The organism is Halomonas sp. PAMB 3232 (assembly GCF_031954225.1).
Classification (GTDB): Bacteria; Pseudomonadota; Gammaproteobacteria; order Pseudomonadales; family Halomonadaceae; genus Vreelandella.
Window position 1 is genome coordinate 1,871,154 of record NZ_CP134865.1, and the last position, 21,514, is coordinate 1,892,667.

At 61.5% G+C, this 21,514-nt stretch carries 22 protein-coding genes and 1 tRNA gene; 16 read left to right on the forward strand and 7 right to left on the reverse strand.

Annotated features, from left to right (window positions below):
- The first annotated feature begins 6 nt into the window (after positions 1-6).
- The 6 genes from accB (at position 7) to purH (ending at position 5,929) form a co-directional block, all read left to right on the forward strand.
- On the forward strand, positions 7-480 hold the full coding sequence (accB, locus tag RN346_RS08560; protein WP_311960882.1) for an acetyl-CoA carboxylase biotin carboxyl carrier protein: 474 nt from the start codon (positions 7-9) through the stop codon (positions 478-480).
- Between the two features lie 31 nt (positions 481-511).
- Positions 512-1,852, forward strand: coding sequence for an acetyl-CoA carboxylase biotin carboxylase subunit (gene accC, locus RN346_RS08565; RefSeq protein WP_263587208.1), 1,341 nt, complete (start codon positions 512-514; stop codon positions 1,850-1,852).
- A gap of 87 nt (positions 1,853-1,939) precedes the next feature.
- On the forward strand, positions 1,940-2,851 hold the full coding sequence (gene prmA, locus RN346_RS08570; RefSeq protein ID WP_311957889.1) for a 50S ribosomal protein L11 methyltransferase: 912 nt from the start codon (positions 1,940-1,942) through the stop codon (positions 2,849-2,851).
- A gap of 84 nt (positions 2,852-2,935) precedes the next feature.
- A complete protein-coding gene (gene dusB / locus RN346_RS08575) occupies positions 2,936-3,976 on the forward strand; it encodes a tRNA dihydrouridine synthase DusB (protein WP_311960883.1) in 1,041 nt (346 codons plus the stop codon).
- A complete protein-coding gene (fis, locus tag RN346_RS08580) occupies positions 3,973-4,287 on the forward strand; it encodes a DNA-binding transcriptional regulator Fis (protein ID WP_263587205.1) in 315 nt (104 codons plus the stop codon). The genes dusB and fis overlap by 4 nt, the downstream gene beginning before the upstream one ends.
- Before the next feature lie 61 nt (positions 4,288-4,348).
- Complete coding sequence (gene purH, locus RN346_RS08585; RefSeq protein WP_311957891.1) at positions 4,349-5,929, forward strand: bifunctional phosphoribosylaminoimidazolecarboxamide formyltransferase/IMP cyclohydrolase; 1,581 nt, start codon at positions 4,349-4,351, stop codon at positions 5,927-5,929.
- A 101-nt stretch (positions 5,930-6,030) separates the two neighbouring features.
- Here the strand turns inward: purH and RN346_RS08590 are convergent, their stop codons facing one another.
- The 4 genes from RN346_RS08590 to RN346_RS08605 all read right to left on the reverse strand — a co-directional run bounded on the left by RN346_RS08590 (position 6,031) and on the right by RN346_RS08605 (position 10,078).
- A complete protein-coding gene (locus RN346_RS08590; RefSeq protein ID WP_311960884.1) occupies positions 6,031-7,491 on the reverse strand; it encodes an NAD-dependent succinate-semialdehyde dehydrogenase in 1,461 nt (486 codons plus the stop codon).
- A gap of 136 nt (positions 7,492-7,627) precedes the next feature.
- A complete protein-coding gene (gene folE, locus RN346_RS08595; protein ID WP_263587202.1) occupies positions 7,628-8,179 on the reverse strand; it encodes a GTP cyclohydrolase I FolE in 552 nt (183 codons plus the stop codon).
- Positions 8,180-8,331: 152 nt separating this feature from the next.
- Positions 8,332-9,327, reverse strand: coding sequence for a serine/threonine protein kinase (locus RN346_RS08600; protein ID WP_311960885.1), 996 nt, complete (start codon positions 9,325-9,327; stop codon positions 8,332-8,334).
- Positions 9,328-9,358: 31 nt separating this feature from the next.
- Complete coding sequence (locus tag RN346_RS08605) at positions 9,359-10,078, reverse strand: ComF family protein (RefSeq protein ID WP_311960886.1); 720 nt, start codon at positions 10,076-10,078, stop codon at positions 9,359-9,361.
- 79 nt (positions 10,079-10,157) lie between these two features.
- On the opposite strand from RN346_RS08605, the gene RN346_RS08610 reads away from it, so the two are divergent.
- A tRNA-Leu gene (locus RN346_RS08610) sits at positions 10,158-10,242 on the forward strand.
- 145 nt (positions 10,243-10,387) lie between these two features.
- Here the strand turns inward: RN346_RS08610 and RN346_RS08615 are convergent.
- On the reverse strand, positions 10,388-10,885 hold the full coding sequence (locus RN346_RS08615) for a hypothetical protein (RefSeq protein ID WP_311960887.1): 498 nt from the start codon (positions 10,883-10,885) through the stop codon (positions 10,388-10,390).
- A 224-nt stretch (positions 10,886-11,109) separates the two neighbouring features.
- On the opposite strand from RN346_RS08615, the gene RN346_RS08620 reads away from it, so the two are divergent.
- Positions 11,110-11,739 (forward strand): hypothetical protein, encoded by a 630-nt coding sequence (locus tag RN346_RS08620; RefSeq protein ID WP_263587198.1) that lies wholly within the window; start codon positions 11,110-11,112, stop codon positions 11,737-11,739.
- Positions 11,740-11,767: 28 nt separating this feature from the next.
- Here the strand turns inward: RN346_RS08620 and RN346_RS08625 are convergent, their stop codons facing one another.
- Positions 11,768-12,529 (reverse strand): SDR family NAD(P)-dependent oxidoreductase, encoded by a 762-nt coding sequence (locus RN346_RS08625; RefSeq protein WP_263587197.1) that lies wholly within the window; start codon positions 12,527-12,529, stop codon positions 11,768-11,770.
- A 122-nt stretch (positions 12,530-12,651) separates the two neighbouring features.
- Between RN346_RS08625 and RN346_RS08630 the strand changes: the two genes are divergently transcribed.
- From RN346_RS08630 to RN346_RS08645, 4 genes are all read left to right on the forward strand, one after another.
- Positions 12,652-13,191 carry an FxsA family protein gene (locus tag RN346_RS08630; RefSeq protein ID WP_311960888.1) on the forward strand — a complete coding sequence of 180 codons (540 nt, stop codon included), beginning with the start codon at positions 12,652-12,654 and terminating at the stop codon, positions 13,189-13,191.
- Between the two features lie 233 nt (positions 13,192-13,424).
- On the forward strand, positions 13,425-13,718 hold the full coding sequence (locus tag RN346_RS08635) for a co-chaperone GroES (protein ID WP_252108658.1): 294 nt from the start codon (positions 13,425-13,427) through the stop codon (positions 13,716-13,718).
- 60 nt (positions 13,719-13,778) lie between these two features.
- Entirely contained in the window at positions 13,779-15,422 is a 1,644-nt protein-coding gene (gene groL, locus RN346_RS08640) for a chaperonin GroEL (RefSeq protein ID WP_311960889.1), read from the forward strand.
- 167 nt (positions 15,423-15,589) lie between these two features.
- On the forward strand, positions 15,590-16,327 hold the full coding sequence (locus tag RN346_RS08645; RefSeq protein WP_311960890.1) for an RNA methyltransferase: 738 nt from the start codon (positions 15,590-15,592) through the stop codon (positions 16,325-16,327).
- Between the two features lie 72 nt (positions 16,328-16,399).
- Here the strand turns inward: RN346_RS08645 and RN346_RS08650 are convergent, their stop codons facing one another.
- Entirely contained in the window at positions 16,400-17,746 is a 1,347-nt protein-coding gene (locus RN346_RS08650; RefSeq protein WP_263587194.1) for a Na+/H+ antiporter family protein, read from the reverse strand.
- Between the two features lie 215 nt (positions 17,747-17,961).
- On the opposite strand from RN346_RS08650, the gene RN346_RS08655 reads away from it, so the two are divergent.
- From RN346_RS08655 to RN346_RS08670, 4 genes are all read left to right on the forward strand, one after another.
- Positions 17,962-19,356, forward strand: coding sequence for a GntP family permease (locus RN346_RS08655; RefSeq protein ID WP_311960891.1), 1,395 nt, complete (start codon positions 17,962-17,964; stop codon positions 19,354-19,356).
- A gap of 82 nt (positions 19,357-19,438) precedes the next feature.
- On the forward strand, positions 19,439-20,200 hold the full coding sequence (locus RN346_RS08660) for a DUF1538 domain-containing protein (protein WP_263587192.1): 762 nt from the start codon (positions 19,439-19,441) through the stop codon (positions 20,198-20,200).
- Entirely contained in the window at positions 20,197-20,970 is a 774-nt protein-coding gene (locus RN346_RS08665) for a DUF1538 domain-containing protein (RefSeq protein ID WP_311960892.1), read from the forward strand. The genes RN346_RS08660 and RN346_RS08665 overlap by 4 nt, the downstream gene beginning before the upstream one ends.
- Positions 20,971-20,993: 23 nt before the next feature.
- Entirely contained in the window at positions 20,994-21,332 is a 339-nt protein-coding gene (locus tag RN346_RS08670) for a P-II family nitrogen regulator (RefSeq protein WP_311960893.1), read from the forward strand.
- Positions 21,333-21,514: the final 182 nt, after the last annotated feature.

The window sequence follows — 21,514 nt, forward strand, 5'->3', positions numbered from 1 at the left end:
CCAGCAATGGATATTCGCAAGGTTAAAAAACTGATCGAACTGCTCGAAGAGTCCAACATCAGCGAGATCGAGATTCAAGAAGGGGAAGAGTCGGTACGCATTAGCCGCCACCCGGACGGTTCGACCTGGCAGCCCCAGCCAATGCCGCAGTACGGCTACCCGAGTCACGCCCACCCCGCGCCGGCCCCCGCCGCGCCCGCTTCCGGCGGTGACGCGAGCGCAGAAGCGCCGGCCAAAAGCTATCGCGGCGAAGCGGTCAACTCGCCCATGGTCGGCACGTTCTACAGAAGCCCGGCGCCGGGTGCGAAGTCCTTCGTCGAAGTGGGCGATACTGTCAAACAGGGCGATACGGTGTGCATCGTCGAGGCGATGAAAATGATGAACCAGATCGAAGCCGATCGCGACGGCGTGGTAGAGGCCATCCTGGTGGAAGACGGCGAGCCGGTGGAATTCGACCAGCCCATGGTCGTCATCGCTTAACTCTTTCATTTCAATACGGGTGGATTCTCCCATGCTGGACAAGGTACTTATCGCGAATCGCGGCGAGATTGCCCTGCGCATACTTCGCGCCTGTAAAGAACTCGGAATCAAGACCGTGGCGGTGCACTCCAAGGCCGACCGAGATCTGATGCACGTGCGTCTGGCCGACGAAGCGGTCTGCATTGGGCCGGCGCCGTCGGCGCAGTCCTACCTCAACATTCCGGCGCTGATCAGCGCCGCCGAGGTCACCGACTCGAGCGCCATACACCCCGGCTACGGCTTTTTGTCCGAAAACGCCAACTTCGCCGAGCAGGTCGAGCGCTCCGGTTTCACCTTCATCGGCCCGCGCGCCGAGACCATCCGCCTGATGGGTGACAAGGTCAGCGCCATCGAGTCGATGAAGGCGGCGGGCGTGCCGACCGTGCCCGGCTCCGACGGCCCACTGGGCGACGACGATGCCGCCAATCTGGCGACCGCCAAGCGCATCGGCTACCCGGTGATCATCAAGGCCGCCGCTGGCGGCGGCGGTCGCGGTATGCGCGTGGTGCATACCGAAGGGCACCTGCTCTCGGCGATCACCGTGACGCGCACCGAAGCCAGCGCCGCGTTCGGCGACGGCACGGTGTACATGGAGAAGTTCCTCGAGCGTCCGCGCCACGTGGAAGTCCAGGTACTGGCCGACGGTCAGGGCAACGCCATTCATCTCTATGATCGCGACTGCTCGCTTCAGCGCCGCCACCAGAAGGTACTGGAAGAGGCCCCGGCACCGGGCATCGACCCCGAGGCGCGCGCCAAGGTGCTGCAAGCGTGTCGTGACGCCTGCATCGAGATCGGCTACCGCGGCGCCGGCACTTTCGAGTTCCTGTATGAGGACGGTGAGTTCTTCTTTATCGAGATGAACACTCGCGTGCAGGTCGAACACCCGGTCACCGAAATGGTCACCGGTGTCGATATCGTCAAGGAGCAGCTGCTGATCGCCTCGGGCTTGCCGCTGTCGATTAGCCAGGATGACGTGCAGATCAACGGCCACGCCTTCGAGTGTCGGATCAACGCCGAGGATGCGCGCACGTTCATGCCCTCGCCTGGCAAGGTCACGCTGTTCCACGCCCCGGGGGGCCTGGGCGTGCGCATGGACTCGCACATGTACACCGGCTACAGCGTACCGCCCCACTACGACTCGCTGATCGGCAAGCTGATCACCTGGGGCGCAAGCCGCGATACGGCGCTGACGCGCATGCGTAACGCGTTGGACGAGCTGCTGGTGGAAGGCATCAAGACCAATATCGACCTGCAAAAAGACCTGGTGCGCGATAGCTACTTCCGCCAGGGCGGCGTCAATATTCACTATCTCGAGAAAAAGCTCAGCAGCTAATCCCTGCGCGTGCTTGACACGGGGTGGCCTGGCCACCCCGTTATCGTTTATCCCGATCCCATTTCGACCCCATTTTCGGAGAGTGCCATGCCCTGGCTACAGCTTCGCGCCCACGTTGCCCCGGAGCAGGCAGAACTGCTCGAAGAGCTTTTGCTGGAAGAAGGCGCCACGGCCATTGGCCTTCAGGACGCCGAGGACGATCCGGTGTTCGAACCTGACCGCGGCACCACCCCGCTCTGGCAGGAAACCATTCTGACCGGTCTTTACGACGATCTCGAAGGGGTCGATGCGATGCTTGGTCGAATCGAAGCGGCCTGGGCGGAACAGATGCCCGGCGAGGCGTGCCCCGCCATCGAATACGAGCTCTTGGCCGATCGTGACTGGGAGCGCGAGTGGATGGACGACTTCTCGCCGCTCAAAATGGGCGAGCGGCTCTGGATCGTGCCGAGCTGGCACGAGCCGCCGGAGCCCCACGCGGTCAACCTGATTCTCGACCCGGGCCTGGCCTTCGGCACCGGTACTCACGCCACCACCGCGCTGTGTCTCGAGTGGCTCGATGGCCTGGCCGTCGAGGGGCAACTCGATGACAAGACCGTGCTCGACGTTGGCTGCGGCTCGGGAATTCTCGCCATCGCCGCGCTCAAACTGGGCGCAGCCCGCGCCGACGGCACCGATATCGACCCCCAGGCGCTTCAGGCCAGCCGCGAAAACGCCGAACGCAACGCCATCGCCGAGGAAAGGCTCTCGCTTTACTACCCGGAGCAGCTCGAAGGTGAAGGCTACCCCGTGGTGACCGCCAATATCCTGGCCGGCCCCCTGGTCGAGCTCGCGCCCACCATCGCAGGTTACGTGGCGCCCGGCGGGCGTATCGCCCTCTCCGGCATTCTGGCCAACCAGGCCGATGACGTGGTGAAAGCCTACGAGGCCGAAGGCATCGTGATCGACGAGCCGGCCCTCAGGGAAGGCTGGGTGCGGCTGACCGGCAAGCGCCCGGGTTAATTGCCGCATGGCCTTCACGCTCGCGGCGCTGCGGCGTATCATACGCCCCTTTAATGCGCCTACCGCTTGCTCGATACCAACACCATGACGCGACCTTCTTCAACGCTTTTGACCATCGGCGACTACCAGCTGCAAAGCCCGGTCATGCTGGCGCCAATGGCTGGCGTGACCGACCGCCCGTTTCGCAGGCTCTGCCGGCGCCTTGGCGCGGGCTGGGTCGTGGGCGAGATGGTCACCGCCGACCCCTCGCTTTGGAACACCCGTAAATCGCGCCTGCGCATGGATCATCAGGGCGAGCCCTCACCTCGCGTGGTGCAGATCGCTGGCGGTGACGCCGCGATGCTCGCCAATGCCGCCAGACTCAATGCCGAGCTCGGCGCCCAGGTGATCGATATCAATATGGGGTGTCCGGCCAAAAAAGTGTGCAACAAGGCGGCAGGCTCGGCACTGATGCGTGATGAGGCGCTGGTCGCCGAGATTCTCGAGGCCGTGGTCAGCGCGGTGGACATTCCGGTGACGCTCAAGATTCGCACCGGCTGGTGCGCCGACTCCAACAACGCGCTGGCCGTTGCCCGGCTTGCCGAATCCAGCGGCATTCAGGCGCTGGCGATCCATGGCCGTCACCGCGAACAGCGCTATACTGGATTGGCCGAGTACGACACCATCGCCGAGGTCAAATCAAGGCTGTCGATTCCCGTGATCGCCAACGGGGATATCACCTCGCCAGAGAAGGCCGCGTTCGTTTTGCGCCACACCGGCGCCGACGCGCTGATGGTCGGTCGCGCCGCACAGGGTAACCCGTGGATTTTCGAGCAGATCAATCACTACCTGGCGTACGGCGAACGGCTCGAGACGCCGCCGCTTACCACCCGGCGCGACGTACTCGATGAACATATAAAGGCCCTGCACGCCTTCTATGGCGATACCATGGGCGTTCGCATCGCGCGCAAACACCTTGGCTGGTACCTCGATGAGGATACGCGCTTTGATAGCGCCCAACGCAAGACCCTAAAACAACAATTCAACGCGCTCGGTACGCCACAGGCCCAGTTCGAATGGATCGACAAAGCAATGACACCAGACGCCGCGGCGCACCTGCTCGCTAAAGGAAGCCATGCTGCATGAACGAACGTTTCTTGATGAACAGCGAATTGACCCCGCTTGGCCATCCGCCTTCAGGGGCGCAGGAGCCACCTCAGCCGCTCAGAGAAGCCGTAGAGAGCGCTATGCGCCGTTACTTCGAGCATCTCGATGGCAGTCAGGCAACTGATCTGTACGCCATGGTGATGGCCGAAGTAGAGGCGCCGCTTCTGGCCTGCGTGATGGATCACACCGACGGCAACCAGACTCGCGCCGCCGACGTGCTGGGCCTTAACCGCGGTACGCTGCGCAAAAAACTCAAGCAGTACGGTCTTATTGAAAGTGACGCCCCTTGAGTGGGGCGTCGTCGTTTTTAATCCCTGACTCTTTTTATCCCTAACTTCCATGAGCACCCCAATGGCAGATAGCACCCCCACCCCCGTTCGCCGCGCCCTTCTCAGCGTCTCCGATAAAACCGGCATCGTCGACTTCGCCAAAGGGCTGGTCGAGCAAGGCGTCGCCCTGCTCTCCACCGGTGGCACCTTCCGCCTCTTGCAGGAAAACGGCGTCGAGGTTCAGGAAGTGTCCGAGCATACCGGCTTTCCCGAAATCATGGACGGCCGCGTCAAGACCCTGCACCCGAAAATTCACGGCGGCATTCTGGCCCGCCGCGGCCAGGACGATGCGGTAATGGCTGAAAACGACATCGACCCGATCGACATGGTGGTGGTGAATCTTTACCCCTTCGCCGCGACCGTCGCCCGCGACGACTGCACCCTGATGGACGCTATCGAGAATATCGACATCGGCGGGCCGACGATGGTGCGTGCCTGCGCCAAGAACCACGCCTACACCACCATCGTCGTCAACGCCGACGACTACGCCCGCGTACTCGGTGAAATGGCCGTCCAAAACGGCGCGGTAAGCGACGCCACTCGCTTCGACCTGGCGGTCAAGGCCTTCGAGCATACCGCCAGCTACGATGGCGCCATTGCCAACTACCTGGGTCGCAAGGTCAGCGACAGCGACGCCGCGTTCGCCCGCACCTTCAATCTGCAGCTCGAAAAGAAACAGGACATGCGCTACGGCGAGAACCCGCATCAGCAGGCGGCGTTCTACATCGACCCCGATGCCAGCGAGCCGAGCGTGGCCACCGCCGTGATTCGCCAGGGCAAGCCGCTCTCCTACAACAACGTGGCGGATACCGACGCGGCCTTCGAGGCGGTCAAGGCGTTCGATGAAACCGCGTGCGTGATCGTCAAACACGCCAACCCCTGCGGCGTAGCCACCGGTGCCACGGCGCTCGAGGCCTACGACAAGGCGTTCGCCACCGACCCGACCAGTGCCTTTGGCGGCATCATCGCCTTCAACGTGGCGCTCGATGCCGACACCGCAAGGGCGATCGTCGATCGCCAGTTCGTCGAGGTGATCATCGCCCCCGGCATCAGCGATGAAGCGGCCGAGATCGTCGCGGCGAAAAAGAACGTACGCCTTCTGGAAGTCGCGCCGCTGACTGGAGCACACCCGGGCGCAGCGTTGGACTACAAGCGTGTCAACGGCGGTCTGCTGGTACAGGAGCTCGACCAGGGCAGCGTCACCCGCGACGAGCTGACCGTGGTGAGCAAGCGTGCCCCCACCGAGCAGGAGCTGAGTGACTTGCTCTTCGCCTGGCGCGTGGCGAAGTTCGTCAAATCCAACGCCATCGTCTATGCCAAAAATGGCCAGACCATCGGCGTGGGCGCGGGCCAGATGAGCCGCGTTTATTCGGCCAAAATTGCCGGTATCAAGGCCGAAGATGAAGGCCTTACGGTGCCCGGCTCGGTCATGGCGTCTGATGCCTTCTTTCCCTTCCGCGACGGCATCGATGCCGCGGCGAAGGCCGGTATCACCGCGGTGATCCAGCCCGGCGGCTCCATGCGCGACCAGGAGGTGATCGACGCCGCCGATGAGGCCGATATCGCCATGGTCTTTACCGGCATGCGCCACTTCCGCCACTAACGTGGCGCTGAGCCAAGCGACATCGCCGCGCGCGATACCGCTAAATCAAAAAGCCCGGGCGAATGCCCGGGCTTTTTTCATCGAGAAAGCAGTATCGAACGTCAGCTTCCCAGATCGATACACAGATACTTGGTCTCCAGGTACTCCTCCAGGCCCTGATGACCGCCCTCTCGACCCAGGCCCGACGCCTTCACGCCGCCAAACGGTGCCGCCGCGTTGGAGATCAAACCGGTGTTGATACCGACCATGCCGTACTCCAGCGCCTCGGCGACCCGCCAAACGCGCGCCAGATCCTTCGAATAGAAGTAGGAGGCAAGTCCGTACTGGGTATCGTTGGCCATTTCGATGGCGGTCTCTTCGTCATCGAAAGGAAAGACCGCCGCCAGCGGGCCGAACGTCTCTTCACGGGCCACTTTCATCGAGTCGTTAGCGAAGCTGATCAGCGTCGGGGTGAAGAAATTACCACCGAGCGGATGCGGCTGACCGCCGAGCAGCAGCTCGCCGCCCTTGTCCACCGCGTCCTGAACGTGCTCGCTCACCTTCTTGACCGCGTTATCGTCGATCAGCGGGCCGATGTTGATGTCGGGTTTTGTGCCATCACCGACGTGCAATTCGCTGTTCATCGCCGCCGCGAGCTTTTCACAGAAGGCGTTGATGACGCTGGACTGCACCAGAAAACGGTTGGTACAGACGCAGGTTTGGCCGGCGTTGCGAAACTTGGCCGCCATGGCGCCTTCGACAGCGGCGTCCAGGTCCGCATCCTCGAACACGATGAACGGCGCATTACCGCCCAGCTCCAGCGAAATTTTCTGGATGTGTTGAGAGGCCTTGGCCATCAGGTCGCGGCCCACCTCAGTGGAGCCGGTGAAAGTGATCTTGCGAACCTTGGGGGACTCGGTCAGCGCTGCGGCGATCTCGCTGGCGCTCCCCGGCACCACGTTGAACACCCCGCGGGGAATGCCCGCACGCTCGGCCAAAAGCGCAAGTGCGGTGGCGGAAAACGGCGTTTGGCTGGCGGGCTTGACCACGATAGTACAGCCAGCGGCCAGCGCCGCGCCCGCTTTGCGGGTAATCATGGCGGCCGGGAAATTCCAGGGAGTGATGGCGCCGACCACGCCGACCGGCTGTTTGGTCACCACGATGCGCTGGTTGGCGCTCGTGGCCGGAATGGTTTCGCCGTAGATGCGCCTTGCCTCTTCGGCAAACCAGCGAATGAAGCTCGCCGCGTAAGCGATCTCGCCTTCGGCTTCCTTGACCGGCTTGCCCTGCTCATGGGTCATCAAAACGGCCAGGTCGTGCTGATGCTCCATGATCAGATCGAACCATTTGAACAGCAGATCCGAACGCTCCTGGGCGGTCATCGCCCGCCAGGCGGGGAGCGCGCGATCGGCGGCGTCGATCGCACGCTCGGTTTCCGCCCGGCCCAGACGCGGCATGTCTCCCATGCTCTCGCCGGTCGCCGGATTGATGACGTTGATCTGCTCGCCGCTGTCCGCGGCGACCCAGCTGCCGTCGATATAGGCAAAGGGGCAGTACAGTTCGGTTTCCTTGAGCGCTTCCATGACATACTCCTGACCGAAAGGTGGTCGCTATTGGCCAAACTCTCTATCGAGCTAAACATGTCATGCTAGGACGAATCGATGCGTTTGACCAAATGTTTACCCGCCCCATCGCACATTTTCGTAAGGCCAAGCCGACTCAGTTAACCAAAGTCAAAAACTCCTGGCGCGTGGCCTGACTGCTTCTAAAGCGCCCGAGCATGACCGAGGTGGTCATACTGGAGTTCTGCTTTTCGACCCCGCGCATCATCATGCACAGATGGCGCGCCTCGATCACCACGCCCACGCCCTTGGCACCGGTCACTTCCTGCACCGTTTCGGCGATCTCGCGGGTCAGGTTCTCCTGGATCTGCATGCGCCGGGCGTACATGTCGACGATACGCGCGAACTTGGAGAGCCCGAGCACCTTGCCATCCGGCAGGTAAGCAATGTGGCACTTGCCGATGAACGGCAAAAGGTGATGCTCGCACATCGAGTAGAGCTCGATGTCTTTCACCAGCACCATTTCGTCGGTCTGCGACTCGAATACGGCGTTGTTGATGATTTCGTCCAATGACGTTTTATAACCCGCATTGAGAAACTGCATCGCCTTGGCGGCACGGGTCGGGGTATCGCGCAGTCCTTCCCGGTCGGGGTCCTCGCCGAGCGCGGTGATAATGTCGCGATAGTTCTTTGCAATGTCATCGGTCATGATGAGCCTCGTTCAACCTGGCTTTCGGACAGCAGTGAATAGAAAAGCAGTATGCTGGGCGCATTTTACCCTACCCGGCGCGGGGAAGGCAGAGTCAAGCCGTTCAAAAAGCGTGACGAAACATCCACATCCCGACATCGAGCGGTAAAACGTCAAGCCAGCCAGCGCGGCTGCTCGAGCTGCAACAGCTGCTGTTCGAGCTGGCGAATGTGCTGATCCCAGTAGCCGTTATCGCCCACCCAGGGAAAGGCGCGGGGAAAGGCCGGATCGCTCCAGCGCGACACGAGCCAGGCGGTGTAGCGAATCAGCCGGTAGGCGCGCAGCGGCTCGATGAGCGTTAACTGCTCGCTCGGAAAGGGCCGGCTCTGCTCGTAGCCTTCGACGACCTCGTTTAGCCTCGCCTGCCACCCCTGCTCGTCCTCGGGCAGAAGCATCCAGACGTCCTGAATCGCCGGCGCCATCATGGCGTCGTCGAAATCCACCAGCGTAAAGTGCTCATCGCGGCCAAGTACGTTGCCAAGATGGCAGTCGCCGTGGATGCGAATCAAGGGAGCGCTGGCCCAGTCGCAGCGCGCAAGCGCGGTCAGGGTTTTATCGACCGCGCTCGAATAGGCCCGGCGCTGCTGCGCATCGAGCCGGTCGCTTGCCAGCACCCGTCCCCTTGCATCCTCGATGTCGGCGTCGACGTCGAACGTGTGGCGATGCACGAAAGCGCGCTGGGCGCCCTGCTCGTGAAGCGCCCCCAGCGCCTCACCAAGCGCAAAGAGGTGCGCCGGGTTGTCGAGCTCCGGCGCCTGCCCGGTGCACTGGCGAAACAGGGCAAAGCGAAGCCCTTGATACTCGAAAAGCGATTGGCCTTCGTCATTGCGCCAGGGGGCGCTTACCGGCACACGAGCCCGGTCGAGCTCGGTGAGAAAATCGTGCTCTTCCTGGATCGCCGCGTTTGACCAGCGCGCCGGGCGGTAAAACTTCACCACCCAGCGCGCTCGGTCGTCGTCCTGAAACATCAGCACGCGGTTTTCGTAGCTGTTGAGCGCGAAGGGCTCGACGGCCGGGTAGACACCGACGGATTCCACGGCGGACATGACGACGTCCGGGGAAAGCGCGCTAAAGTCATGGGCCGTGGCATTGGCCATCGCATCGACCATAAGAGAGTTCCTGAACAAAACTTGGATTCTATCAGCTGTTGCCCAGCGGCGTCCGCGCCGGCGCCCAAAGGTCGACCCGTTCAGCGCCCTGCTCAAGCGCCAGCCGCGCGAGTTCGTGGGCGGTCGCGCCGGTGGTGACGACATCGTCGATGATAGTGAGGTGCGCCGGCAGCGGCGCAGATAGTCGAAACGCCCCCTTCAAGTTGGCCGCCCGCTGGCGGCGGCCCAGCGTACGCTGCGAGGGCAACTGCTTGACACAGGTGGCGCCAAGCAGGGGCAGTGAGAGCCGCCGCGAAAGCTCATGGGCCAACCAGTGGGCCTGGTTGAAGCCGCGCTCACGAGCACGGCCGGGGTGCATGGGCACTGGCAGCAGCGCCTGCCCCAACTGCGCCGGCGGCTTTGCGAGCATCAGCTCGACCAATAGCGTCCCCGCGCGGGGCGAGGCCTGAAACTTGAAGTCGCGCACCAGCGCCTTGACGGCCCCTTCGTAAAGATACTCCGCCGTGGTCACGGTAAACGCTGGCGGCGCACTCAGGCAGTGGCCGCAAAGCCGGGCGCTTGTCTGATGGTCGAAGGACGTTAACGGCTCTTTACAGCGAGGGCAGGCGGCATCGTTATGCTTTAACAGCGCAAAACACTCATCGCACCAGCCCTCGATACGCGCGTGAGACGACAGGCAAAAAGCGCAGTAGCCCGGCAGCGCCCTCTTGAGCCAGCTACCGGCCGTCACAACCCAACGTGTCCACGCCATTTCGCCCTCCCGCGGGTAAAATACCCGCGCTAGCGTATTGACCCTGCTCGAAAAGTTGGTACCATACGCCTCGTCTTCTGCGGATGTGGTGGAATTGGTAGACACGCTAGATTTAGGTTCTAGTGCCGTAAGGTGTGGGAGTTCGAGTCTCCCCATCCGCACCAATTTGATTTTCCTCGTATTTCTCTCTTCCAGCAGTTCCTTTCGAGCCTACTGAATTAATCGATGTGACCAAGTTGTGACTCGGTTAACGCACCCTTGACGGCTTTATCGACTCTCCTTTCAAGCTATATCTTTCCGAACCATCCCTCATTGTGGCGAAAACGCGTAGTCCACCACTAGCAAGTTCATCGTGCCGCTCTCATCGTCGACCTCGGTAAGCTCGATCTTATCGGCCATGCGGATCAGGTTAAAGTTGTGCGGCATGTAGACGTAGAAGTCCGCATCGGTACCGCTTTCCAGCGTAATGGTCTCATGAGTGTTAGGCGGGCCATAAAGATCCCGGATTCTCTCTGCCTCGGCGCGCGCATATTTGCCCTTGTACGTCGCCTGCAGCTCGGTCAGCCAATTATCGTGGAAGGTGTAGAGATAGGTTGCCGGATGCACTTCTCTCGGCGCCTCGAGCGCGTGATAGCGTTTGACCGCCGGGGGCCCTTGTTCGTCCATCGCTGGATCGTGTTCGAGATCGATCAACGCTCTTACCTGCAGATGCGAAAGCCCGTTCTCGAGCCCTAGCGCACCATTCCACGCCAGAGCCGAGCCGCTAACCAATATCAGGACCACAGCCAGCACCCACTTTCGTATCACGATGTCACCTCTAAATGCGTTGCTGGATCATTGAAACGGTGCGTCACGTCCGCCAAACGCTTATGGTAGCAAAGCCCCTTGAGAAAGGTCCCCTGCGCTTTCGCGAAGCGCAAGGATAAAGCCAACACACCGCTGACACGACATCGCATCACATACATCAAGGATTTTACATCGGCGCTCGGATAGATTTTCCACCCACCCTCATTTGTTAAAAGGATACAGCCATGGAGTGGCTCAATAACAACGCCCAGGCCATCTCGGCGGTCACCAGTATTTGTACGCTGTTCGTCTGGCTTTTCTACGCTCAACTGCTCTACTACAACTTCTCCCGCCAGCGCCGTCCGCGCGTGATTATCAACCGGGGTAAAGGCGTTGGGCTGGATGCGCTGTGTCTGGTCAGTAATATGAGCACCGAGTCGGTTTACATTCAGCACGTCATTGCGGTTTTGCACACCGACAGCCACGACTACCATCTGGACATCGTCGAGTATCAGCAGCAAAGCGATGACGATGAGGAAGATTGCTACCGCACCCACCAGGGGCCGCTGGACTCGGGCGATCATATCCATCTTCAAAGCTTTGGCTCGATCGTCAATCAGATTCAGAACCACTGGGACGTCGACCAGCGCTCTCTCGAGCAGTCGAACCTGCAGCTCGAAATCCGCGTGATCGCCATTTACGGGCCGGAAGACCTGCCCATTGGCGCCTCACGCCGTTTCGATCTCGTCATGAACGCGGAACCCAACCGCCAGCTCGTTCCCACCAGTATCGATACCGAACGCCTGGTGAGTCGTCGCTCGCGCAAGCGCGTCGTGAAGTGGGCCAAGGACATCGAGCTTCACAAGGCCCAATAGTGTTCGCAGGCGTAACGGCGCCTGAACGTTAAAGGCGCAGCCCTCCGTCGCACTCGATGATGCGGGCGGTGAAGTAGTCGTTCTCGAACACGAACGCCACGCTTTGGGCGATGTGGGACGGCTCGCCAAGCTCCTTGAGCGGCACGCTCTTCTTGATGCGCTCGAGCATGTCCGGACGCATCGCGGCGGTCATCTCGGTGGCCACGAAGCCAGGGGCGACGGTCGCGGCGCGAATATTGTAACGGGCGAGCTCCTGGCCCCAGGTCACACTCAGCGCGTGGATCCCCGCCTTGGCTGCGGCGTAGTTGCTCTGGCCCATGTTGCCGGCTTTGGAGATACTCGAAATATTGACGATAACGCCCGCGTGGTTCGCCTCGATCATCTGCGTGGCGGCTTCGCGCCCGCAGAGAAACGCGCCGGTCAGGTTCACGTCGATCACACGTTGCCAGGCCGAGAGCGACATGCGCTTTTCGATTGCGCCCTCCCGGGCTTTCACCAGCATTGCATCGTCAGTGATCCCCGCATTATTGACGCAGCCGCTGACCGGGCCAAGCGCCTCCTTGATGGCGGCAAAACCGTCGATCACCGACGCCTCGTCTGAAACGTCGACCACGAACCCTTTCGCCTGAATGCCGCGCTCGTTCAATGACGCTACGGCCTTATCGAGCGTGTCACGATGCGTATCCAAAAGCGCGACGCTGGCGCCCTGCTCCCCCAAATGCTTGGCCATGGCCAGGCCCAACCCCCGGGCCCCGCCGGTAATCGCGATCACCTTGTTATCCACGTTCATTTGATTTTTCCCCAGTTGATCCAACGTTCAAAAGCGGCGTTGATGAGCTGATGACACACGCGGCTGCTTGTTTTTACGTTTTTTGACACCATAGAGGGTACTAACGTTAGCGGGAGGCAGCCATGCCCATATTACTGTTTATATCGATTTTCACCCTGCTCGACTTCGTCGTGCTGTTTTCGGTGGGAAGCCATATCGGCCTAATGACCACGTTGATACTGGTGCTCCTCACCGGCTTTATCGGGCTTCATCTCATTCGCCGCGAAGGAGTGTCGACCTTGGCACGAGCGCGCTCGCGCCTACAGGCCGGCGAAATTCCGTCTTCCGAGCTTTTCACCGGCGCGGCGCTGATTTTCGGCGGCGCGCTATTGATGGCGCCGGGCTTTCTCTCCGACGCTCTGGGCCTTGCGTGCTTGATTCCCAACGCCCGCCGACTGATGGGCCGGGCGTTTACCTGGTTTGGCCTCAAGGCGAGCGTTTATCAGCCGGGTCAGTCACAGCGCTCGGGCGCGTATACCGCTGAGGCACCGTTTGGCCATGACCAGCAAACACACCGGGAGTCGCGGGCCGGCTCAAATGAGCACCGCGCCGGATTTGACGAGCGTGAGCCCACCACGCTCGAGGGTGAATTCATCAGCCGCGACGATCAGCGCCAGCGCTGATCCAGCTAGAGGGTTTTGAGACTTAAGTCCAGGCGCCCGGGATAATTTTTTTGTCACCGGGGCCTTGAAAGGATCAGGCTAGCCCCCACTTTTCGAGTCAGCACAGATTCGGCAACGGCATACGCGGTTGCCTTTGACATGAAGGCAAAATGCCTTCGCTTCTCGAGGCCCCGCCACGAGAATTCACTTAAAATTGCCCGCCGGGCTTTGACGAACCTCAGGAGAACGAGAGCATGAATATCCGTCCCTTGCACGATCGCGTCGTTATTCGTCGCGTGGAAGAAGAACAGAAAACCGCTGGCGGCATCGTGCTACCGGGCAACGCCCAGGAAAAGCCCACGCGGGGCGAAGTGCTCGCGGTAGGCAATGGCCGCATTCTGGACAACGGTGAAGTTCGCGCCCTCGACGTCAAGGTAGGCGACACCGTGATTTTCAAGGACGGCTTCGGCGTCGAAAAGCAGAAAATCGACGGTGAAGAAGTTCTGATCATGAGCGAAGCCGATATTCTGGCGGTCGTCGAAGGCTAATTCGACTGTCTCGCGTATTTACTTTCACACTTTTTATCTTGAATTCAGGAAGTAACGATCATGGCAGCTAAGCAAGTCAAGTTTTCAGATGATGCTCGTAAACGTATGGCGCGCGGCGTTGATACGCTGGCCAACGCGGTAAAAGTGACGCTCGGCCCGAAAGGCCGCAACGTGGTACTGGACAAGTCCTTCGGCGCGCCGACCGTGACCAAGGACGGTGTATCTGTCGCCAAGGAAATCGAACTGAAAGACAAGTTCGAAAACATGGGCGCGCAGATGGTCAAGGAAGTCGCTTCCAAGACCTCTGACGCCGCCGGCGACGGCACCACCACCGCTACCGTTCTGGCCCAGGCAATCGTCGCCGAGGGTTTGAAAGGCGTGACCGCGGGCATGAACCCGATGGACCTCAAGCGCGGCATCGACCAGGCGGTTGCAGCGGCGGTCAAGGAAATCCAGGCGATGTCCGTGCCCTGCACCGACACCAAGTCCATCGCCCAGGTCGGCACCATCTCTGCCAACGGCGACAAGCGCATCGGTGAAATCATCGCCGAAGCGATGGACAAGGTCGGCAAGGAAGGCGTCATCACCGTCGACGAAGGCCGTGGTTTCGAAGACGAGCTGGAAGTGGTCGAAGGCATGCAGTTCGACCGTGGCTACCTCTCGCCCTACTTCGTCACCAACCAGGACACCATGTCCGTCGAACTAGAAGACCCGTACATCCTGCTGGTCGACAAGAAAGTCTCCAACATCCGCGAGCTGTTGCCGGTGCTGGAAGCCGTTGCCAAGCAGGGCAAGCCGCTGGCCATCATCGCTGAAGACATCGAAGGCGAAGCGCTAGCGACACTGGTCGTGAACAACATGCGCGGTATCGTCAAAGTGGCCGCCGCCAAGGCGCCGGGCTTTGGTGATCGTCGCAAGTCCATGCTGCAGGACATCGCGATCCTGACCAACGGCACCGTGATTTCCGAAGAAGTGGGTCTGACGCTCGAGCAGGCGAACCTGGATCATCTGGGTACCGCCAAGCGCATGACCATGTCCAAGGAAAACACCACCATCATCGATGGCTCCGGTCAGGAAAACGACATCGAAGCACGCGTCAATCAAATCCGCACGCAGATCGAAGAGACCTCTTCGGACTACGACAAGGAGAAGCTGCAGGAGCGTGTTGCCAAGCTCGCCGGCGGCGTCGCGGTTATCCGTGTGGGTGCCGCGACCGAAGTCGAAATGAAAGAGAAGAAAGCCCGCGTTGAAGACGCGCTGCACTCTACTCGCGCAGCGGTCGAAGAAGGCGTCGTACCTGGCGGCGGTACCGCGCTGGTTCGCGTCATGGCCAAGGTACAGGGCCTGACCGGTGACAACGAAGACCAGAACCACGGTATCAACATGGCCCTGCGCGCCATGCAGTCGCCGCTGCGTCAGATCGTGACCAACGCCGGTGAAGAGCCTGCGGTCGTGATCAACCGCGTGAAGGACGGCGAAGGCAACTTCGGCTACAACGCGCAAACCAGCGAGTACGGCGACCTGTTCGAAATGGGCGTACTGGACCCGGCGAAAGTGACCCGCACCGCGCTGCAGTCAGCAGGCTCCGTCGCTGGCCTGATGATCACCACCGAGTGCATGATTGCCGACGATCCGGAAGAGAAAGAAGCCGCGCCGGACATGGGTGGCATGGGCGGAATGGGTGGCATGGGCGGCATGATGTAAGCCCCCAATCCCTGTTGTAATGCCTTGAGCTAGCCTTTTACAGCTAGCCTTGAAAGAACCCCGCCTCGTGCGGGGTTCTTTGCGTTGAGCTCTTGTCAGCACGCGTACTGCCCGGGCTTTAAAGCGTGCTACCATGCGCGCTTTTCCAGACGCCAAGGTCTTTCGCCGTGCTTTCCCGAATTCGTATCGTGCTCGTTCATACCTTCCACCCCGGCAACATTGGCGCCGCCGCGCGGGCAATGAAGACCATGGGCCTGATTGATCTCGTGCTCGTCAACCCGCGTGAATTCCCAAGCGAGGAGGCGACCCGCCTGGCCGCCGGCGCCACGGACGTGCTCGAAAGCGCTCGCGTAGTCACAAGCCTGAATGAAGCGGTGCAGGATTGCGTGCAGGTGATTGGCGCCAGCGCCCGCCTGAGAAGCCTGCCGCTGCCGCACTTCGACGAGCCCGACGAGATGGCCCAAAGCGCCGTGGAGAACGCCGAACACGCCCCGGTGGCGCTGGTGTTCGGCCGCGAGCGTTCGGGGCTGACCAATGACGAGATTCGCGAGTGCACCCACCAGGTGAGCATTCCCGCCAACCCGGAATATGGCATTCTCAACCTCTCCCAGGCGGTGCAGATTCTGGCGTATGAGGTACACCGCGCCTGGCGCCGGCGACCGCAAAGCGATTTTTCCTACCAGCGCCCGGTGGAGGCCACACCGCCCACGCGCGAGCAGCTCGACCACTTCCAGGTACACCTGGGGCGACTAATGCGCGAAAGCGGTTTTCTGACCCAGCCCCACGCCCGCACCGAAGAGCAGCTTCAAACGCTCTTTACCCGCGCCGAGCCCAGCCGCAAGGAGTTGTCACTTCTGCGCGGCCTTTTGAGCGCGTTCGAAGCGCACCTGCCCAAGGAGCGCTAGGCAGCGCAGAGCGATACGCCACGCACAAAAAAGGCAGCCGACGCTGCCTCTTTTGTTGTATGCGCAGGGCTGTTAGAGCCACATGGCGCCGAGCCAGCCAAACGCGATCAGCGGCAGGTTGTAGTGCAAAAAGGTCGGCACCACGCTGTCCCAGATATGATCGTGCTGACCGTCGACATTGAGCCCGGAGGTCGGCCCAAGGGTCGAGTCCGAGGCCGGCGAGCCCGCATCGCCGAGCGCGGCGGCGGTGCCCACCAGTACGACCGTGGCCATGGGCGAAAAGCCGAATTGTACCGCCAGCGGCACGAAAATGGCGGCGATGATCGGAATGGTCGAAAACGATGAGCCGATCCCCAGCGTAATGAAGAGCCCCACCAGCAGCATGGTCAGCGCGGCCAGGCCCCGGTTGTCGCCGAAAATCTCGAAAGCGCCGTTGACCAGCGTGTCGATGTGGCCGGTTGCTTTCATCACCTCGGCAAAGCCCGCCGCCGAGATCATGATAAAGCCGATCAGCGCCATCATGCGCATGCCGCTGGTGAAGAGGTCATCCGCCTCGCGCCACTTGAAGATGCCGCCCATCGACAGCACACCGATGCCCACGAGCCCGCCCAGAATCATCGAGCCGGTATAGAGCTGAAGCCCGAGGGCGGCCACGATCGCCACGCCGGACATGACAAGCCCCAACGCATGAGGCGTGGCCGGGGCGGTAGACACGAGCGAGGTGCTCGCCGCGACCTCTTTTTCCGCGTAGCCGCGCGCGCCGCGATAGCTCACAAACAGCGCGACCAGAAGGCCGATGGCCATGCCGCCGACCGGAATGGCCATCGCCATCGGCACCATCGAGCGGGTGATGTCGAGTCCCAACGGCTCACCGGCGCTGTTGAGGTTGGCCAGCAGAATATCGTTGAGAAAGATCGCGCCAAAGCCCACCGGCAGCAGCATATAGGGCGCGGTCAGCCCAAACGTGAGCGCGCAGGCCACCGCCCGACGATCAAGCTTCAGGCGATTCATCAGCGCCAGCAGCGGCGGGATCAGAATGGGAATGAAGGCGATATGCACGGGAATGGCGTTTTGCGAGAAGATCGCCATCAATAGAACGGCACCAAGCAGGATCCACTTGACCCGGCTCTGGTGCGCCGCCGTGGCCTCCTGGCCCAGCAGCCGAATCAGGCGGTTGGCCAGCATATCCGGAAGGCCGGAGCGTGAGATCGCCACGGCAAACGCGCCGAGCGTGGCATAAGCCAGCGCCACCTGAGCGCCGCCGCCGACGCCGTCGTTGAACGCGCCAAGCGTCTCCTCCAGCGATAGCCCGCCGACCAGCCCCCCTACCAGCGCCCCGGCCACCAGCGCGAAAACCACCGAGACACGCAAAAGCGACAGTGCCACCATCACGAGCACTGCAATCATGACTGCATTCATCGAATTACCCAAAGCCTTGAAAAGCGGATTGAAGCTTGCATCCAAGCAGAAGGTGGCGAATCTTAGCAGATGCGCCGGCTTTTTAGCAGGCTAATCCCCGTTTGGCTCTGTTTGCTTGCTTACGACTTTAGTCGCCTCACCATTGCTGCCTTGCAGCATCGCCTCTACGCTTTTGCCCTTATCGATCTTTCAAACCATCAAGGGCCTGACGACTCATGAGCATGCTGGCGATTATCGTCTCTCTCGTTTTACTGATGTTTCTGGCCTACCGGGGGATTTCGGTACTGCTGCTGGCGCCTTTGATGGCATCGCTTGCGGTGCTGCTCTCCGGCGACGGCGCCTTTTTGCTGCCGGTGTATACCGATACCTTCATGAGCGCGCTCGGCGGCTACGTGACCCAGTTCTTTCCGCTGTTCATTCTGGGGGCGCTGTTTGGCCAGTTGATGGCGGACTCCGGCGCGGCGCACGCCATCTCGACCGGCATCGTCAAGCGCCTCGGCACGCGCCATGTCGTGCTCACCGTGGTCATGGCCTGCGCGGTGCTGACCTATGGCGGGGTGTCGCTGTTTGTGGTGGCGTTTGCGCTCTACCCGATCAGCCGGGAGCTCTTTCGTGAAGCGAACGTGCCCAAGCGCCTGATTCCAGCGTCCATTGCGCTGGGCTCGTTCACCTTTACCATGACTGCGCTGCCCGGCACGCCGGCGATCCAGAACGCCATCCCTATCCCCTACTTCGGCACCAACAGCTTCGCCGCGCCAGGCCTTGGGGTGATCGGCGGCGTGATCATGCTGGGGCTGGGCATCACCTATCTTCAATCCAGAGTTCGCAAGGCCAGCGCCAACGGCGAGGGTTACGGCACGCATACCGAGAAGGAGCGCGAAGATACGCCGGACGACGCTCCCGCGGCGACCATGGCGCTGGCGCCTGCGCTGATTCCGCTAGTCATGGTGATCGGCCTCAACGCGCTGTTCACTTACGGCGTGTTCCCGGCGCTGGATTTGAGCTTCATCGACGCCGCCTTCGATAACGTCTCTGCCGATAGCCAGGCCGGCCTGTGGGCGATTTTGATTGCGCTACTCAGCGCCTCGGCCTGGCTGATGGTGACGCGCTGGCGCCACTGGGCGGATTTGAAAGCGACGATCAACAAGGGGTGTCTCGGCTCGCTTTTGCCGATTTTCAACACCGCCTCGGAAGTGGGCTACGGCGCGGTGATCGCAAGTCTGGCGGGCTTCGCCCTGATTCGCGACGCGGTGCTCAACGTCTCCCCAAACAATCCGCTGATTTCAGAGGCGCTTGCCATGAGCGTGCTGGCCGGTATTACAGGCTCTTCCTCCGGCGGGCTATCGATTGCGCTTGAAACCCTGGGCGAGGAGTATCTTGCCATGGCGCAGCAGGCAGGTATCGACCCGGAACTGATGCACCGCGTGGCAACGTTGGCCGCTGGCGGTATGGACACGCTGCCCCACTCCGGCGCGGTGATTACGCTATTGGCGATCTGCGGGCTCACCCACCGCCAATCCTACGCCAACGTCGCCATGGTCACGATCGTACTGCCGATAGCGGCACTCGTTAGCGTCATTACGCTGGGTACGCTGTTCGGAAGCTTTTAGGTTCACAGCAAAGCTTGTCCCAGGTCATGAACCGGACCGGGGCGTTGGGTAACATGATCCGACGCCCCCTGGACGTGACCCCATGCTTTTCGCTCTCTCGATGTTACATCAGCTCAAAAACAGCCTGCGCGATCTAACGCCGATCGTGCTGGTGATGGGCTTTTTCCAGCTCGTGGTGATTCGCCAACCACTGCCGGATACGTTGGCACTCGCCGACCTCGCTTTTGGAATACTCTGCGTGCTGCTGGGGCTGACGCTATTCATCAAGGGGCTCGAGCTCGGACTTTTCCCACTGGGCGAGCGCCTGGCCCACGCCTTCGTCACCAAGGGCTCGCTTTTCTGGCTGCTGCTGTTCGCCTTCGCACTGGGCTTTGGCTCGACGGTGGCCGAGCCTGCGCTGATCGCGGTTGCCGCGCGGGCTGGTCAGGTGCTTTTTGACGGCGGGCTGATCGAGCAAACCAGCCAGGCCCGGTTTGCGCTGACGCTCAGAATGGTGGTGGCGCTCTCCGTGGGCGCCGCGGTCGTACTCGGCGTGATGCGCATCATCAAGGGCTGGCCGCTGCCGCCACTGATCGTCGGCGGCTACGTGCTGGTGCTGATGCTCACTCTCTTCGCCCCCACGGAGCTGGTCGGCATTGCCTTCGATTCCGGTGGCGTGACGACCTCGACCATCACCGTACCGCTGGTCACCGCACTGGGCGTGGGCTTGGCCTCCAGCATCAAGGGCCGCAATCCGATGCTCGACGGTTTCGGGCTGATTGCGTTGGCCTCGATCATGCCGATTATTTTCGTGCTCGCCTTCGGCATCCTGGGCCCTGGCGCCTTGACAGGCGGTGGGCTGTGAACCTCTGGCAGAGCCTCTGGGCAACGCTTGGCGACATCGCGCCGATCGTACTGATCGTGTTCGGCTTTCAGTACGGCGTGATTCGAAAGCCGCTAAAGCGCCCGGCGCACATCGCGCTGGGTTTCGTCATGGTGTGGCTTGGGCTGGCGCTGTTTCTGGTGGGTCTCGAAAACGCGCTGTTCCCACTGGGAGAGCTCATGGCGCAGCAGCTGACCCACGCGGAATTTCTGCCTGCGCTGCCCGACGGGGCGGCGCGTCACTGGAGCGACTACTACTGGGTCTACCTGTTCGCCTTTGCCATCGGCGCCAGCACCACCATTGCCGAGCCAGCGCTAATGGCAGTGGCGCTGAAAGCGGGTGAGATCTCCGGCGGCACGCTCAATCCCTTGATGCTGCGCATTGCGGTGGCGCTGGGCATGGCGGTCGGCATCACTTTGGGCGTCTGGCGCATCGTCATGGGCTGGCCGCTTCACGGGTTCATCATTGGCGCTTACGTGTTGGTGATTCTGCAGACGCTGCGCGCGCCGAAGGCCATCGTGCCGCTGGCGTTCGACTCCGGCGGCGTGACCACCTCGACCATCACCGTGCCGATCATCACCGCGCTCGGGCTCGGCATCGCCGGTGCCATTCCCGGGCGCAGCCCGCTGGCGGACGGCTTCGGCATGATCGCCCTGGCCTGCCTGTTCCCGATCATGAGCGTCATGGCCTACGCCCGGCTAAGCCAGCTACTTGCCAAACGAAAGCGCGCCGGCGAGGCCAAGCGTGTCTAACACAAGGTAGAAAGGAGAAAAGCATGCGTTTCAAACTGATCGTGGCACTGGTGGAGGATGCACTCACCGACCGGGTCATGAACGCCGCCCGCGAGGCTGGCGCCACGGGCGCCACCGTGATCAACAACGCCCGCGGCGAAGGTCGCCACCAGGCGCGTGGTTTTCTGGGCATCGAAATCACCGCTCAGCGCGACGTGCTACTTTTTCTGGTCGATGCGCAAAAAAGCCGCGCTGTGCTGGATTCAATCGCCGACGCCGGCGAGTTCGACGAAACGCCGGGGACCGGCATCGCTTTTCAGGTCGACGTGGAAGAGGCGCTGGGCGTGCAAAGCCAGATTCAGTCGCTCAACGAGCGCGAATAGGTCGGCGCGCCAGCCAACATGATGAACCCCGAGTAGAAATTATCACAGACGCCTTACCTGCTCCGCTCTTCGCCCCGATGTGCTAGTATGCCCGCAAACGTGGTCGGCTTTGCGAAAGCACCGAGGCGATTGCTCGCCCTACGCCCCCATCGGGGTCGATACTCAGGCGCGCCACGCGACAC